This window comes from Arthrobacter oryzae (genome assembly GCF_030812315.1).
Taxonomy (GTDB): domain Bacteria; phylum Actinomycetota; class Actinomycetes; order Actinomycetales; family Micrococcaceae; genus Arthrobacter; species Arthrobacter oryzae_B.
The window spans coordinates 81,449-96,023 of the sequence record NZ_JAUSSM010000007.1; the positions used below are offsets into that span (position 1 = coordinate 81,449).

Annotated in this window: 15 protein-coding genes; 9 read left to right on the top strand and 6 right to left on the bottom strand. The window is 67.4% G+C overall.

Annotated elements, in window-relative coordinates:
* Window positions 1-10 precede the first annotated feature (10 nt).
* Window positions 11-694: a HutD/Ves family protein gene (locus tag J2S97_RS14850; RefSeq protein WP_307050713.1), complete on the bottom strand. Its 684-nt coding sequence runs from the start codon at window positions 692-694 to the stop codon at window positions 11-13.
* Between the two features lie 141 nt (window positions 695-835).
* Between J2S97_RS14850 and J2S97_RS14855 the strand changes: the two genes are divergently transcribed.
* The 3 genes from J2S97_RS14855 (at window position 836) to J2S97_RS14865 (ending at window position 3,263) form a co-directional block, all read left to right on the top strand.
* Window positions 836-1,432 carry a phosphoribosylanthranilate isomerase gene (locus J2S97_RS14855; RefSeq protein WP_307050714.1) on the top strand — a complete coding sequence of 199 codons (597 nt, stop codon included), beginning with the start codon at window positions 836-838 and terminating at the stop codon, window positions 1,430-1,432.
* A gap of 75 nt (window positions 1,433-1,507) precedes the next feature.
* Window positions 1,508-2,572, top strand: coding sequence for an LLM class flavin-dependent oxidoreductase (locus tag J2S97_RS14860; protein ID WP_307050715.1), 1,065 nt, complete (start codon window positions 1,508-1,510; stop codon window positions 2,570-2,572).
* Window positions 2,573-2,717: 145 nt separating this feature from the next.
* The gene (locus J2S97_RS14865; RefSeq protein WP_307050716.1) at window positions 2,718-3,263 is read left to right on the top strand and encodes a YceI family protein; all 546 of its coding nucleotides are present in this window, start codon (window positions 2,718-2,720) and stop codon (window positions 3,261-3,263) included.
* A gap of 10 nt (window positions 3,264-3,273) precedes the next feature.
* On the opposite strand, the gene J2S97_RS14870 is transcribed toward J2S97_RS14865, so the two are convergent.
* Both J2S97_RS14870 and J2S97_RS14875 read right to left on the bottom strand, forming a co-directional pair.
* The gene (locus J2S97_RS14870; protein WP_307050717.1) at window positions 3,274-4,434 is read right to left on the bottom strand and encodes a serine hydrolase domain-containing protein; all 1,161 of its coding nucleotides are present in this window, start codon (window positions 4,432-4,434) and stop codon (window positions 3,274-3,276) included.
* Window positions 4,425-5,441 carry a magnesium and cobalt transport protein CorA gene (locus J2S97_RS14875; RefSeq protein ID WP_307050718.1) on the bottom strand — a complete coding sequence of 339 codons (1,017 nt, stop codon included), beginning with the start codon at window positions 5,439-5,441 and terminating at the stop codon, window positions 4,425-4,427. The genes J2S97_RS14870 and J2S97_RS14875 overlap by 10 nt, the downstream gene beginning before the upstream one ends.
* A gap of 228 nt (window positions 5,442-5,669) precedes the next feature.
* Here J2S97_RS14875 and J2S97_RS14880 point away from each other — a divergent pair, with 228 nt between their 5' ends.
* On the top strand, window positions 5,670-6,071 hold the full coding sequence (locus J2S97_RS14880; RefSeq protein ID WP_307050719.1) for a YccF domain-containing protein: 402 nt from the start codon (window positions 5,670-5,672) through the stop codon (window positions 6,069-6,071).
* A 4-nt stretch (window positions 6,072-6,075) separates the two neighbouring features.
* Here the strand turns inward: J2S97_RS14880 and J2S97_RS14885 are convergent, their stop codons facing one another.
* Both J2S97_RS14885 and J2S97_RS14890 read right to left on the bottom strand, forming a co-directional pair.
* Window positions 6,076-6,855, bottom strand: a complete 780-nt coding sequence (locus J2S97_RS14885; RefSeq protein WP_307050720.1) for a 2-phosphosulfolactate phosphatase — start codon at window positions 6,853-6,855, stop codon at window positions 6,076-6,078.
* Window positions 6,852-7,739 (bottom strand): DUF4031 domain-containing protein, encoded by an 888-nt coding sequence (locus J2S97_RS14890; protein ID WP_307050721.1) that lies wholly within the window; start codon window positions 7,737-7,739, stop codon window positions 6,852-6,854. The genes J2S97_RS14885 and J2S97_RS14890 overlap by 4 nt, the downstream gene beginning before the upstream one ends.
* Window positions 7,740-8,058: 319 nt before the next feature.
* Here J2S97_RS14890 and J2S97_RS14895 point away from each other — a divergent pair, with 319 nt between their 5' ends.
* Window positions 8,059-9,723, top strand: coding sequence for an HNH endonuclease signature motif containing protein (locus tag J2S97_RS14895; RefSeq protein ID WP_307050722.1), 1,665 nt, complete (start codon window positions 8,059-8,061; stop codon window positions 9,721-9,723).
* Window positions 9,724-9,870: 147 nt separating this feature from the next.
* Here the strand turns inward: J2S97_RS14895 and J2S97_RS14900 are convergent, their stop codons facing one another.
* Window positions 9,871-11,205 (bottom strand): FAD-binding oxidoreductase, encoded by a 1,335-nt coding sequence (locus tag J2S97_RS14900; RefSeq protein WP_307050723.1) that lies wholly within the window; start codon window positions 11,203-11,205, stop codon window positions 9,871-9,873.
* A gap of 168 nt (window positions 11,206-11,373) precedes the next feature.
* Here J2S97_RS14900 and J2S97_RS14905 point away from each other — a divergent pair, with 168 nt between their 5' ends.
* The 4 genes from J2S97_RS14905 to J2S97_RS14920 are packed head-to-tail and all read left to right on the top strand — an operon-like array spanning window position 11,374 to window position 14,561.
* The gene (locus J2S97_RS14905; RefSeq protein ID WP_307050724.1) at window positions 11,374-11,784 is read left to right on the top strand and encodes a TOBE domain-containing protein; all 411 of its coding nucleotides are present in this window, start codon (window positions 11,374-11,376) and stop codon (window positions 11,782-11,784) included.
* A gap of 17 nt (window positions 11,785-11,801) precedes the next feature.
* Window positions 11,802-12,599, top strand: coding sequence for a molybdate ABC transporter substrate-binding protein (gene modA, locus J2S97_RS14910; RefSeq protein ID WP_307050725.1), 798 nt, complete (start codon window positions 11,802-11,804; stop codon window positions 12,597-12,599).
* Between the two features lie 7 nt (window positions 12,600-12,606).
* Window positions 12,607-13,506, top strand: coding sequence for an ABC transporter permease (locus J2S97_RS14915; protein WP_307050726.1), 900 nt, complete (start codon window positions 12,607-12,609; stop codon window positions 13,504-13,506).
* On the top strand, window positions 13,503-14,561 hold the full coding sequence (locus J2S97_RS14920; RefSeq protein ID WP_307050727.1) for a sulfate/molybdate ABC transporter ATP-binding protein: 1,059 nt from the start codon (window positions 13,503-13,505) through the stop codon (window positions 14,559-14,561). Before J2S97_RS14915 ends, J2S97_RS14920 begins: the two co-directional genes overlap by 4 nt.
* Window positions 14,562-14,575: the final 14 nt, after the last annotated feature.

A 14,575-nucleotide genomic window follows, 5' to 3' on the forward strand; every position in this document is an offset into this window, starting at 1 on the left:
GCCGGTAGCGCTAGCCGGTGACCCGGTCGATCGAGACGACGGCCAGGAAACCCCGGCCCAGGATCTCGGGTGTCCGGGAGTCGGAGCCGACGACGGCGTCGTAGCGGCCCAGCGTCTCCGGCTCGCCGGACGCCGGGGGTGCTTCGGGTGCGTCGTCTTCGCCGGACACAGCGGCTGCTGGCTCCGCAGCGGCATCGGACTCAGCAGCTGCATCACCGGTATCTGCATCACCGGCGGAACCCGGGCTCACAGTGGCCTGGCCCTGCAGCAGGATGCCCAGCTGGCCCTCGAACACCGGGTGGGCGCGCTTCTTGGAGAGCTCGATGATGGACGTGTACCCCTTGAATGCACCGTTCCGGGTGATCACATTGAGGTCGCGGATGTCGCCTGTGGGCAGGGCGCTGGCTGTGTCGGACTCGCCGGAGAACCGGAACGGCCGGTACTTCTCCAGAGGGTGCTCAGCGCCGTCCACGGTCAGGACCAGGAGTTCACCGTCGATCACGGTCAGCACGCGGTCCATGCCGGGAAAGGTGGAGAACGCGCCCGCCTTGGATACCTCGGCGATGCTCACGCGCCAGTCCCAGGCATCGTCCTGCGCGGAGGCCGCCTTCGGATGGCTGGCCAGTTCGCGGGTTACGCCGCCCCTGTTGCGCCACGGTTCGGCTCTGAGTTCGGCATAGCGGATGATCTCCATGGGCCCAGCCTATCGGCCGGACGGCAGGCCACGTCCATATGAAGACGGCCATCGGACAGCCGCCTCCGGGCGTAACCTCGGCGCGGGCCGGGCGGGCTTGCTAACGTCAGGTGGAGGAAGAGTTCGCAGGAGGAGCCAGGGATGTTCGTCAAGGTGTGTGGCCTGAGTACGCCGGAGTCGGTCCTGGCAGCGGCAGGAGCCGGGGCGGACGCCGTCGGATTCGTCCTGACCAAAAGCCCGCGGGAGGTCACGCCCGCCCGGGCCCGGGAGCTCCTTGCCCACGTTCCGGCGGGCACCCCGGCAGTGGGCGTGTTCCGCCACGAGCCGGTGGCGGACGCCGTCGCCGTCGCCCGCGAGGCGGGCCTGGAGTGGATCCAGCTCCACGGGGACCGCGCGCCGGAGGAGGTCAAAGCAGCGCACGACGCCGGCATGAAAGTCATCAGGGCAGTCACCATGGGTGCCTCCCCGGAAGCGTTCGGCAGCTGGGGTGAGGAACTGCTGCTGATTGACGCCGCTGTGCCCGGTTCCGGCGAGGCCTGGGACTACGGTTCGGTGCAGGCCAAGGGGCTGGGCGGGCGGAACTGGCTGCTGGCCGGCGGCCTTGACCCCCTGAACGTCGCCCGGGCCGCGAAGGAAGCCGGTGCGTGGGGAGTGGATGTCTCCTCCGGCGTCGAAAGTTCCCGCGGCGTGAAGGACCTCGCGAAGATCAGGGCGTTCGTCTTGGCAGCGAAGGGCTAGCGGCCCCGCCGTAGCGGTCGGCCGGCAAGCTCAGCCTGCCGGAATGAAGAGCGCAGGGTTCTTGTTGCCGCAGTCATGAAGCGCATCGGATTTCTTTCCTTCGGCCACTGGGGCAACGTAGAGGGGTCCCGGACTCAGACTGCCCGCGACGCCCTGCTGCAGGGCATCGAGCTGGCAGTGGCCGCCGAGGAGCTGGGGATCGACGGCGCATTCTTCCGCGTGCATCACTTCGCCCGGCAGCAGGCCTCGCCGTTCCCGTTGCTGGCCGCCATCGCCGCCCGCACCAGCAGGATCGAAATGGGCACGGGCGTAATTGACATGCGGTACGAAAATCCCCTGTACATGGCGGAGGAAGCATCCGCCACAGACCTGATCAGCGGGGGCCGGCTGCAACTGGGCATCAGCCGCGGTTCACCCGAACCCGCCCGGGACGGCGCCGCGGTGTTCGGCCACGTTCCGGCCGAAGGCGAGACCCCTGCAGACATGGCCCGCCGGCATGCCTCGGTGTTCCGGCACGCCATCACCGGTGCCGGCGTGGCCGAGGGCGATCCCCGCTTCGGCGGGGGCACCGGCAAACTGCCGGTCCAGCCCAACTCACCGGATCTGGCCCGCCGGGTCTGGTGGGGCGCCGGATCCCGCGCCACCGCGGTGTGGACAGCTGAACAGGGAATGAACCTGATGAGCTCCACCCTCCTGACCGAAGACACGGGTGTGCCGTTCGACGAGCTCCAGGCGGAGCAGATCAGCATGTTCCGCAACGCCTGGGCCGAGGCCGGCCATCAGCACACACCCCGGGTATCGGTCAGCCGCAGCGTGCTGCCGATCGTGGATGAGGAGGACCGCCGGTACTTCGGACTCAGCGCCCTGCGGGAAAGGCGGGACCAGGTGGGCGTCATCGACGGACTGGTGGCGAGGTTCGGGAAGAGCTACGTGGGTGAGCCGGAAGCGATCGCCGAAGAGCTGGCGGCAGACGCCGCCGTGCAGGCGGCCGACACACTCCTCCTCACTGTCCCCAACCAGCTTGGTGTGGACTTCAACGCCAAGCTTTTGGGCAACATTGCCCGCCACATTGCCCCCGCCATCGGCTGGCAGCCCAAGTGGTCCACGGTTGCCGCTCCTCGCACGGACACGCGGGCTTAACGGGCTGTCCTGCAGGTTCACCGGGGCTGTCCTGCCGTTTCACGGGAGGCTAGCCGTGGCTATTGGTGTTCGCTAGCATTCAGCTGGGGAGCACCCCGAAGAACAGGCGGTCCAAGCCCGCCAACCCAGTCGAAGGAGACCCGTTGTGACTCTTCCCCAAGGCATTACCCCCGGCATCTGGACCCTCGACATGGCCCACAGCGAAATCGGCTTCACGGTCCGCCATGCCGGCATCAGCAAAGTCCGCGGCCGGTTCACCGACGCCTCGGCGGAAGCGCACGTGGGCCCGTCGCTGGCAGCTTCAAGCCTGCACGCCACCGTGAAAACGGCAAGTTTCGATTCCGGCGACGCGAACCGCGACGGCCATGTGCGCGGGGCGGACTTCTTCGACGTCGAAAACTACCCGGAGATGACGTTCCGGGCTACGGGCATCGAAGGTGACGGCGAGGACTACACCGTCACCGGCGACCTCACCATCCGCGGCGTCACCAAGCCCGTGGAACTCGAAGTGGAATTCAGCGGCGTGGCGGTTGATCCGTTTGGCGCCACCCGGGCCGGGTTCAGCGCCGAGGCCGAAATCAGCCGCAAGGAGTTCGGGCTGACGTGGAACGCCGCCCTCGAGGCCGGCGGACTGCTGGTCAGCGACAAGGTCAAGATCAACGTGGAAGCGGCCCTCGTCAAAAAGGAGTAGGCAGGCCTGCCTAGGTCCAGGGCATCCGGAGGATCAGGGAGAACAACGTGGCGTAGTCGTAACTCGTGGTGCTGTTGGACATGATCACGATTCCCCTGCCCCTTTCCGGGTACAGGCGCATGATGTTCCAAAATCCCAGCCCGGTGCCGAAGTGCTCCACATAGGATCCGTGCGGCCCGTTCGTATGCTTCCGGAACCAGCCCGCGGAATGGTCAAACTGTGTTCCCTTGACGTGGATGTCGCGCATTGCCCGTGCCGTCGATTCCAGCAGGATGCGGCGCCCCTCAGAAGCCACTGAAGCCCCAGAAGCCCCGGTAGCCTCTGATGCCCCCGAAGCATAAGGACCCGCAACGGTTTCCGGCGGTACCGCCAGGCCGTCATTGAGGTGCAGCCGGGCAAACTCGGCTGCGTCCAGCACCGTTCCCACCAGGCCTCCGTAGCCGGCCCCGTCCACCAGGAACGGGTTGATCGAAGAGTAGCTGCCGGGCCTGGAACCGAGTGTCCCCGGCGGGAGGACTCGTGCCAGCACCGGCGCGATGGGGCGGGGGATCCGGACATAGCCTGTGGCCGAGGGACGCCCCGGCGGGTAGGAGAAACCGGTTGAATCCATCCCAAGCGGGCCAAGGATCTCGCGTTGCACATAGCTTGTGAAAGGTTCCCCGGAAACCTGGCTGATGATTTGCGCCGCCACAAGATACCCGACGTTTGAATAGTGCCCCCTACCGCCCACCCGGTAGCGGAACGGACGGCGCCTGGCCATGAGTTTCCGCAGCATGCCTTCCTGATCCGGCCCCGGCGCGTCCGCCGGGTGAATCCACTTCACGGGCAACGGATTGCCCAGCCCGGATGAATGGGTCAATAGTTGCCACACGGTGGGCTGGACGGGGCCGGGGGCCCGCAGCCAATCGAGGTATTCGTGCACGGGTGCCTGCAGTTCCAGGAGCCCTTGGTCGGAAAGGCGCAGGGCCGCAGTGGCTGTCAACGGCTTCGTCATGGAAAACCACGGATAGACCGTCCCTGCCGTTGCGGGTGTGAGGGCATTTAGGTCCGCGTATCCTGTCCCGCCGGAAAAGAGGACCCTGTCCCGCGAGACGACGGCCAGGGACATTCCAGGAACGTGGGCCCGTTGAGCCGTGTCGGCCAGTGCGGCGCGGAGCGCGGTCAGATCCATTTGTTGCGCTTAAACGCCGTGTACAGTGCCACGCCCATGCCCGCCATCAGGCCGAGGGCCATGGGGTATCCGAAGATCCAGTCGAGCTCGGGCATGGTGCGGAAGTTCATTCCGTAGATGGTGCCCACCAGCGTGGGGGCGAAGAGGATGGCGGCCCAGGAGGAGATGCGTTTGACCTGCTCGCTCTGCGCGAAGCTGGATTCTGTCAGGCGCCGCATCTCATCATTCTGCCGCTGGGCCACCAGGGCGGCGTTGACCGTGAGCGCGTTTTGCAGGAGGGCCCTGAAGGAAGCGGTCCGTTCACCCAGCCGCAGCACATGGTCCAGGACGTCACGCAGGTGGTCCTGCAGTTCCGTCCCGGGCCGGTGTTCCGGTGTTCCGGCGAGCAGGGCCTGCAGGATTCCCGCCAGCGGACTGGTCCCGCGCTGGAACATAATGACCTGGCGCGAGAGTTCATAGATCCGGCGTGACACGTCCGGGTCTCCGCCAAAGAGGTCATCCTCGATTTCGTCGATGTCGTTCTCGAGCCCGGCCACCACAGGCTCGTACTCATCCACCACCTGGTCCAGGATCGCGTACAGCACCGCATCCGGCCCCAGTGCCAGGAAATCCGGCAGGGATTCCATCCTCCGGCGGACGCGTGCCAGGTCCGGTGACTCGGCATGGCGGACGGTGACCACAAAATCCGGGCCCACAAAAACGTGGATCTCACCGAACTCAACCTTTTCGACGTCGTCGAGATAGCGCGCAGGGCGCAGCACCAGGAACAGCGTCTCGCCGTAGTGTTCAAGCTTTGCCCGCTGGTGCCCGGTCAGGGCGTCTTCCACTGCCAGGTGGCTGAGGTCGAACTCATCCGCCACGGAACGCAGTTCCTGCGAGTCGGGCCGGTACAGTCCGATCCAGGCCATTCCCTGACGCTGCCGCAGCAGGAAGTAGGTCTCCTCGAGCCCTTCCGGGTCAGTGGTCCGGTGGCCATTCACATAGACGGCGTTGTCAACTATGGTCACGGCTGCGCCTCCTTCTCCGTAAGGCCCTCGAGCTTGACGGTGGCCTTTCCCCGGCACGCTGCCAACAGTATGCGCCACCGTAGCCGTGAAGGGGCGGGATGCTGGCCTAAGGATTCCGTAAAGACGGGGGGGGCAGGCCGGGCGGTCCGGTGCCGCGGCCCCGAATTCAGGGCCTAGTCAGGGCAATCCCCGACGCGGGATCAGGCGGGCGCGGGGGAGAATGGCGGTATGAAGACATTGCTCAACATCATTTGGCTGGTATTCGGCGGACTCTGGCTGGCGCTCGGGTATTTCTTCGCGGGGATCATCTGCTGCCTCCTCATCGTGACTATTCCGTGGGGAATCGCGTCCTTCCGGATCGCGTCCTACACGCTTTGGCCCTTCGGCCGCATGGTGGTGGACAAACCGGGCGGCAACGGCGTGTTTGCTCTGCTGGGGAACGTGATCTGGCTGCTGGTCGCAGGCATTTGGATCGCGATTGGCCACGTTGTGACGGCGTTCGCCATGGCCATCACCATCATCGGCATCCCGCTGGCCATCGCCAACCTGAAGCTGATCCCGGTCTCGCTGATGCCTCTCGGCAAGCAGATTGTGCCGACTGACCGGCCGTTCGTCACCAGCTACCGCTAGCCCGCTACGCCTGTCCCCATGCCTTCCCTGCGCCCTCCCGGCGGAACGCACCGTCGTCGAGCAGTGCGACGGCGGCGCTCCGGTTGAGTTCCGCGGCGATCTCCACGTCCTCCTGGTAACCGCCGAAAACCAGTTCCCGTCCGCTGGAGCATTCCAGCAGTGTGCCGCCGAGCCGCGGCCCGGCAGCGTCGAACGCGTCCAAGGCCCACCGGGCTTCGGGGGAGAAACCGGCCCGGCGGTGCTCAGGCAGCGACGCCAGGAACGCGCCCGCGCCCAACTGGTCCTCAAGCGCCGGGCGGAGTCCGCCGTCGGGCCATTTTTCGCCAGCCGCGATGACCGCGATCGCTGCAGCAGGCGGAAGGTTCCGGGCGGCCCAATCGGCCGTGGCGCGGGCATTGCGCAGGCACACCGCCGCCACTCGCGGCACCGTTCCCGCCAGCGAGTGGGCAACCGCCGAGCCGTTGGGCGACGGCAGCACCACACGATTAAGGGTGGGCGCGTCCCGCAGGCTTGCTGGCGACAGGCTTACGCCGCTGCCGCCGCGACGGCCGGCCAGCACGGCCTCCCGCTGCGCGGCGAAATTAGCCGCCGAGCTGTCCTTCCAGGGGTAGGGGAACACTTCGGCTCCGCGGTCCACGGCGACGCTCACGCACGTGGTGAAACACAGGACGTCCACCACCACGGCCAGTTCAGCCCCGGGTGCGACAGCCAAGGCGCCGTCGTGCCCCCAGTCGAAGCGGACCGTAAACGGCAGCTGCCGGTGCGCGGCGGGCACCTCGATCACGCCGGCTTGCCTTCGGGGCTGAGTTCGCCTTGAAGGTTGCGCCGGGCGGGATTCAGCCAGAGTTCCCGGCCGCGGTCCGTGTTGAATAGAGGGTCCAGTTCCAGCAGGTGACGGACGACGGCGGCGCGTCCGGCCGCGAAGTCAGCGTCGCCGATGTGGGCGAAATCTTCCCGGACGGCGTTGAGGTAGCGGCCGTAGGCCTTGGGTTCGCCGCCGAGCACGGACAGGTCCGCGTCGCAGAGGAGGGCGCCGTCGTCGTCCCCCGCATCCGGCCGGTGGTCGGCAGTGAGCCTGACCAGCCGCCCCACTTCGTACGCTTCGTCCGCGGACAGGCCTGCGGCCAGGAGCCGGTCCTCGGCCAGCCTGGCCGATTCCTCCTCGTCCTGGCCGGCGATGCCGCGGTACACGGCATCGTGGAACCACGCCGCAAGGACGACGGTGCGCGGCGGATCTGCCGGTTCGGCGAGCAGGTCCAAGGCCTCGAGAACGGACAGTAGGTGCGTGCGGCCGTGGTATTTGCGGTGCTCCTCGCCCCACCGGTCCAGGAGGTCCAGGAACAGGGCGTCGTGGCCGGGAAGTATGGCGTTCCAGCGGTTGAGCAGAGGCACCTTGAGGGCTTTGCCGCGCTCGCGGGCGGGGATGCGGAGCCCGCTGGCGATGAGCTTGCGGACCAGGACCCGAGCTTCCACGGGGATGGCACCGGACTCCAAAAGGGCGTCATAGCGGGCTTCGGAGACGTCGTAGTGATCGCCGTCGAACGCCCGTTCCGGAATGCCGGCGGCCTCTGCAAACCGGTGCAGTTCGTCGAGGGACGTGTCCGAGATCAGGTGCGAAAAGTGGGTTCCGTGGGCTGGCCAGAGCGGCGGATCGAGGTAGACGGCCATGAGGGAAGTCTAGCGCCGTGGGTTCCTATGAATGGCTAGCGGTGTACCTCTGCGGAGCGGAGGTCTTTTTGTCTGACCCCTTTGGCAGAGTTATCCCAGGGAAGCCGTTGGAGAACTCGCCCTGAACCAGGCCCCGCGCCTAGGGCAGGTTTCCAGCGCGCCGTTCGAGCCAGTGCCGCTGATCCGGACACTTCGCGCCGTTCCTCCGGCTGGCCGCTTCGGCCGCAGTTCCAGCAGCCAGCCGGTGTCCGACGGCGGCGGGTCCGGTGGTCTGGCCCGGAGCCGTGAGCTGCTCGAGGGCTTTGAGTTGCTTAAGAGTTTGAGTTCGACGGCGGCCGAGGACGCCGCGCTGTTGAGCTTCCGTGAGGCTGCGGACTTCGCCGACAACGTCGAGGAAGTCTCCCGGGTAGTCGAATACCTGCAAATCGTCGCGGCCGGGGCAGTGGACCGGACCCGGCGTGAAGCAGCAGCGGCTGCGCGGTCAGCGGCAGTCGGCTCAGGAGCGGCGGGGTCAGCGGGCTCGGGCGGGGCTGGCCGGGCTGCCGGCTGGGTCACCGGATGGGGCGCAGAACCGACTGAAACGGCCGCTTCGCCCCAGGCGCCTGCCGCCGCCGGCAAAGCGTCAACCGTTGCGGGGCCGGACCCTGCCGATGACGGGTGCCGGAACGCTGCGGAGTTCCTCCGGGCCCGGCTGCGGATCAGTGTCGCCGAGGCCCGGCGCAGGATGGCCCTCGCGGCCGATCTGCTGCCCCGTGCCGGGTTCGCCGGCCACACCGGGCCTCCGGTCCGGCCCGAACTCGCCGCCGCCGTTACCGCCGGGACCGTCGCATCCCGGCCCGCGACCATCATCACCCTTGCCCTGGAGCGGGTCCGGCACCACGCCGACGAGGACACCACGGCCCGGATGGAACATGCCCTGACCCGCACCGCGGCCGAAAACGACACGGATTTCCTGACCCGGGTCGCCCGGCAATGGACCGACGCGATCGACCAGGACGGATCCGAACCCTCCGAAGAGGAACTCCACCGCCGGCAGGGCGTATTCCTCCGCCGCGCCCGCCGCGGGCTCCACCATCTGGAAATCTTCGCCACCCCGGACCAGTACGAATCAATGCTGACCGTGATGAACACCGCCACCAACCCCCGCACCCAGGCAGGCGGCACCGACGGCAGCAGCGACGTCCCGGTACCAGGAGACACTGACGGAACCGCCAGGCAGGACACCAGCGAAGGCCCGGACGCGGCCGCCAGCAGAGAAGCTGTCCAGGACCTGGACCAGGACCTGGATCAGGGCCAGGATCTGGACCGGCGGACCCGGCCGCAGCGGCTCCTGGACGGCCTCGTCGGCGCCTGCAAAGCGGCCCTGACCACCGGCGCACTCCCGGCCGCGGGAGGACTCCGCCCGCAGGTCATGGTCACCATCGACTACCGCGACCTCCTGGAACGCCTCGAACAGATCACCGCCCAAGGACCCCGCTACCGCACCCCGGCCGCAGGCACCGGAACAAGTACCAGGGACAGGCCAACCGGATCACCCGGCATCCCCGGCATCCCCGGCATCCCGGGCACGGGCTCGTTCACGTTCACCGGACCCGTCACCGCCTCCACGGTCCGGAAGATCGCCTGCGACGCGGACATCATCCCCGTCCTGCTCGGCAGCGAAGGCCGCATCCTGGACATCGGCCGCACCACAAGGATTTTCCCGCCGCACATCCGCAAAGCCATCACCGCCCGCGACCAGGGCTGCGCCTTCCCCGCCTGCACCATCCCCGCCACCTGGTGCGAAGCCCACCACATCACCTACTGGTCACACGGCGGACCCACCAGCACCGACAACGGGACCCTCCTCTGCTCCCATCACCACCACCTCATCCACAAAGAACAATGGACCATCCAGGTCAAAACCGGCATCCCCTGGTTCATCCCGCCACCCCACATCGACCCACACCAAAAACCCCAACGGAACAACTACTTCAAAACCTGACCTCAGGCTGAAGCAAGTCGCCGCCGCGCACGAAAAGCCGGCGAACGCAGCAGGCCCGTTAGGGTCGATCCGGGCGCGCCCACTAGCGCCTGATGAACGTGCCTTTGTCAAGATGCCGTCGTCAATGATTGCTAGGCCGGGGGATTGCTAGGCCGGGGCGGGCGGGATGTTCTGGTTGCCGCGGAAGACGTTGTCCGGATCGAACGCGCGTTTCACTTGGGACAGGCGGACGAAGTTCTCGTTCCCGTAGGCCGCGCGGACGCGGGCCTGGCCTTCATCGCCGATGAAGTTCAGCCACACCCCACCCGTAGCGTAGGGCGCAATGTCGTGACGGAAATGCTTCACCCAGGCCTTGGCCTCCTGGCCCTCCTCCGGTGTTTCACCCAGACCGAACGGGTGGCTGACCCAGCTCGCGTTCCGGTTCAGCAGCGGTGAGGCGGCTGCGCCTGGCCCGCCCACCGCACCTCCCCAATGCGCAATTAGCTGCTGGGAGTGCTGGCCGGGGAGCTTGCGCGCCGAATCGATGATGACGTCGAAGGCGTCGTCGGAAAGCTCATCGTGGTAGTCGGCGCTCCAGTAGTTGTACATGCCCGGAGGATCGTCCAGCGAGCATTGGAAGTCGGCGTAACCGGTGTCTCCCAGCAGATCCACTGCGGGTCCGAGCGCCTGGTAGGGCTTGGCACGTTCCCTGCCTTCGCCTGCATCCCCGGCATAGATGTACACCACGGCAACGGCCATCTTGCCCACCATCTCCGGGGGCACGAACGGTTCGGGCGGAGCTGTCAGGTAGATGAGGGCTGCGCACTCTTCCCCGGGGGCCGCGAGGGCGAGTTCACGGTATCCGCGGCTGACATCGGTGGCCGCTTCACCGGGCCAAAGCATCAGGCCCGCATGGACGGTCGGGCCCAATTCACGGAGTGCAAACGTGAAGGACGTGGCGACACCGAAGTTTCCGCCCCCACCGTGCAGGGCCCAGAACAGCTCGGAGTTCTCCTGTGCGCTGGCGGTCACCAGTTCGCCGTCTGCGGTCACGAGGTCCACAGAGACCAAGTGGTCGCAGGCAAAGCCGAATGCCCGTTCAAGCCAGCCGGAGCCGCCGCCCAGCGTGAAGCCGGCCAGGCCTGTGGTGGACACGCGGCCCCCGGTCATGGCCAGGCCGTGCTCCTGCGTCGCACGGTCAAACTCGCCGCACGTCAGGCCGGCTCCGGCGGTGACCGTGCGGCTTTCCGGATCCACGCTCACCGATTTCATCGGCCGCACATCCACCACCAGGCCGCCGTCGTTCATGGACATCCCGGCGACGGAATGCCCGCCTGCACGGACAGCTACGGCCAGTTCGTTGTCGCGTGCATGTTTCAGGGCCTCGGCCACTTCGCCGGGCGTGCTGCATTGGGCAATTACGGCCGGTCGCCGGTCGATCATTGCGTTGAAAAGCTTCCGGGATTCGTCATAGTCCGGACTGTCAGGCCTGATCCAATTCATTGCAACGCTCCTCGGCGCCGGCGGCTCCGCCCCCTCGAAAAATCGTACTGCGGCAGCCAGCGGTGGGCTATGGCGTATTTTCAGGGCAAAGAGCCACCGCGGGAACAATTCCTGATTTGCGGATGAATTAGCCTTCCTTGTCCGCAAATGAGCGAATAAGCTGGACGGATGCCAACAATTAGGATCGCGGAAGCTGCCAGGTTCCTGGGCGTCAGCGACGACACCGTCCGCCGCTGGACCGAGAACGGAAGTCTCACTTCGGTGAAGGACGAATCCGGCCGCCTGGCCGTGGACGGGTTCGAGCTGGCCAGCCTGGCCCGCGAACAGGCGCAACTCCCGGAGGATCCCACCCGGGTGGGCAGCTCGGCCCGGAATCGGTTCGTCGGCCTCGTCACAGGCATCACCGCGGATAAGGTCATGGCCCAGGTCGAACTGCAGTGCGGGCCGTTCCGCGTGGTGTCGCTGATGAGCAGCGAGGCCGTCCGGGAACTGGGCCTGGAGCTCGGCTCGGTGGCCACCGCCGTTGTCAAGGCCACCACCGTGATCATTGAAACGCCGCAGGGAAAGAGTGTCGTTTGAAGATCCGGAATCCGCGCATGGCCGCATTGCTCACGGCTGTCGCGCTCACCGCCGGCTTGGCCGGCTGCGCTCCCGCATCCCAGTCACCTGCGGCTGCCTCCTCCCCGGACGGGACTGGCCCGCAAGGGGCCGGGCAGCTCTCCGGGACCGTCACCGTTTTTGCTGCGGCCTCGCTCAAGGCCACGTTCACACGGCTTGCGGACGAGTTTGAGGCAAAGAACCCCGGTACGAAGGTGACACTCAGCTTTGCAGGTTCTTCGGACCTGGCCACGCAGATCACCCAAGGTGCGCCAGCCGATGTGTTTGCCTCAGCGGACACCAAGAACATGGCCAGGCTTTCCGACGCGAAACTGATCGACGGAACGGCGACGAACTTCGCCACGAACGTCCTGGAAATCGCCGTCCCCTCGTCCAACCCGGCGTCTATCGCGTCCTTTGCCGACCTCGCGAGGCCGGGCATCAAGGTGGTTGTTTGCGCCAGCCAGGTCCCGTGCGGCGCCGCGACGGACACCGTCGAGAAGGCGTCCGGCGTCACCCTTTCGCCGGTCAGCGAGGAATCCTCCGTCACGGATGTCCTGGGCAAGGTGACCTCCGGTGAGGCCGACGCCGGCCTGGTCTACGTCACCGACGTCAAGGGCGCCGGCGACAAGGTGAAGGGAATCCCCCTCGCCGAAGCCGGCAAGGCCGTCAACACCTATCCCATTGCCACAGTAGGCTCAAGCAGGAACAAGGACCTGGCCTCGGCCTTCATCGCCATGGTGACCGGTACCGAGGGCAGGAAGACCCTCGCTGACGCTGGCTTCGGCGCACCGTAAGGGGATCATGGAACAGTCCACGGGCGGCGGATACCACGGCATACCGCGCTGGATCTACGCGATCGCCGCTGCGGGCGGCCTGTTCGTCCTGTTGCCGCTCGCAGCCATGGCGGCCAGGGTCAACTGGCCCCAGTTCATCCCGCTGATTACGTCCGAATCCTCCCTGACTGCTCTCGGGCTCAGCCTGCGGACCTCGGCGGCGAGCACGGCCCTGTGCATCGTCTTCGGCGTGCCGCTTGCACTGGTGCTGGCCCGTTCGACGTTTCCGGGCCAACGGCTGCTGCGGGCTTTCGTGCTGCTGCCGCTGGTGCTGCCGCCGGTGGTGGGCGGCATCGCGCTCCTGTACACCTTCGGCCGCCAGGGCCTGCTGGGCAGGAGCCTTGAGGTTGCCGGAATCCAGATTGCGTTTTCGACGACGGCGGTGGTGCTGGCGCAGACGTTCGTGGCGCTGCCATTCCTGGTGGTGAGCCTGGAAGGCGCCCTGCGAACTGCCGGCGGACGGTACGAGGCCGTGGCCGCAACCCTCGGAGCCCGGCCCACCACTGTCCTTCGCCGCGTCACCTTGCCGCTGGTGCTGCCAGGCCTGGCGTCCGGGGCGGTGCTGTCCTTCGCGCGAAGCCTCGGCGAATTCGGCGCGACGCTCACTTTCGCGGGGAGCCTGCAGGGGGTGACACGGACCCTGCCGCTGGAAATCTACCTGCAGCGGGAAACGGACGCCGACGCCGCCGTCGCACTTTCCCTCGTGCTGGTGGCCGTCGCCGTGACGGTGGTGGGGCTGACGTACCGCCGCCCCGGCACGCCGGGGCGGCGTAGTGTCCTGGAAGGCCCCGGCCTGGCAGGCGCCGGGGCGGAAGGCGCCGGCCTCCAAGGCTCTGCCGCCGGCGGACGACCTGGCGGCACCCGATGAACTTTCGGGTGCAGGCAACCGTGGGCGCCCGCGGATTCGACGTCGGGCTGGACCTCGCGCCGGGCGAAACTGTGGCGGTACTGGGCCCCAACGGGGCAGGGAAATCCACCCTCCTCAGTGTCGTTGCCGGACTCCTGCGGCCCGATTCCGGCCGCGCCGAAATCGATGGGAAGGTGCTGTTCGACCTCGACGGCGGCGCCAAGACCTGGACCGCACCGCACCACCGCGGCACGGCCCTCCTCGCGCAGGAACCGCTGCTGTTCCCGCACCTCAGCGCCCTGGAAAACGTGGCCTTTGGACCCCGCAGCGCCGGGATTCCGAGGAAAACCGCCCGGGAGTCGGCCCGGAAGTGGCTGGCCGCCGTGGATGCCGGGGAACTCGAAACACGGCGGCCCGCCGAACTCTCCGGCGGACAGGCCCAGCGCGTTGCTGTGGCCCGGGCGCTCGCGGCCAACCCTGAGGTGCTGCTACTGGACGAGCCGATGGCAGCCCTGGACATCCATGCCGCGCCGCTGCTGCGCAGGCTCCTGAAGAGGGTCCTGGCCGGGCGCCGCGCCATCATCATCACCCACGACGTTCTTGACGCCCTGATGCTGGCCGATCGCGTGATCGTCCTGGAGGGCGGCAGGATCACCGAGGAGGGGCCTACCCGGGAGGTCCTGCAGCGGCCCCGGAGCCGGTTCGCCGCCGGGCTGGCCGGACTCAACCTCATTCCGGGGACGCTCACCTCCACCGGGATCCGGACAGCAGAGGGCCTGGAAGTGGCCGGACACCAGGACGAGGAAGTATTCCCGGCCGGCGCCGGGCAGCCCGGCGTAGCCGCCTTCCCGCCGTCGGCCGTCTCGGTGTTCCTGACCGACGCGCACGGCAGTCCGCGGAACTCTTTCGCCGTAGCGGTGACGGACCTGGAGCAGCACGGGGACCAAATCCGGGTCCGGGCCGACGGGATGTCCGCCGACATCACTCCTGCAGCATCGGCGGACTTGGGACTCGCGCCGGGCATGACGGTCTATTTCGTGATCAAGGCCGCCGCTGTCGCCGTCTATCCCGCCTAGCAAACGCCCCGAGA

Bases quoted from the DNA above. Each gene is read 5' to 3' on its own strand.
- J2S97_RS14850 (WP_307050713.1), bottom strand. From the start codon at position 694: ATGGAGATCATCCGCTATGCCGAACTCAGAGCCGAACCGTGGCGCAAC.
- J2S97_RS14855 (WP_307050714.1), top strand. From the start codon at position 836: ATGTTCGTCAAGGTGTGTGGCCTGAGTACGCCGGAGTCGGTCCTGGCA.
- J2S97_RS14860 (WP_307050715.1), top strand. From the start codon at position 1,508: ATGAAGCGCATCGGATTTCTTTCCTTCGGCCACTGGGGCAACGTAGAG.
- J2S97_RS14870 (WP_307050717.1), bottom strand. From the start codon at position 4,434: ATGGATCTGACCGCGCTCCGCGCCGCACTGGCCGACACGGCTCAACGG.
- J2S97_RS14880 (WP_307050719.1), top strand. From the start codon at position 5,670: ATGAAGACATTGCTCAACATCATTTGGCTGGTATTCGGCGGACTCTGG.
- J2S97_RS14890 (WP_307050721.1), bottom strand. From the start codon at position 7,739: ATGGCCGTCTACCTCGATCCGCCGCTCTGGCCAGCCCACGGAACCCAC.
- J2S97_RS14900 (WP_307050723.1), bottom strand. From the start codon at position 11,205: ATGAATTGGATCAGGCCTGACAGTCCGGACTATGACGAATCCCGGAAG.
- J2S97_RS14905 (WP_307050724.1), top strand. From the start codon at position 11,374: ATGCCAACAATTAGGATCGCGGAAGCTGCCAGGTTCCTGGGCGTCAGC.
- modA (WP_307050725.1), top strand. From the start codon at position 11,802: ATGGCCGCATTGCTCACGGCTGTCGCGCTCACCGCCGGCTTGGCCGGC.
- J2S97_RS14915 (WP_307050726.1), top strand. From the start codon at position 12,607: ATGGAACAGTCCACGGGCGGCGGATACCACGGCATACCGCGCTGGATC.
- J2S97_RS14920 (WP_307050727.1), top strand. From the start codon at position 13,503: ATGAACTTTCGGGTGCAGGCAACCGTGGGCGCCCGCGGATTCGACGTC.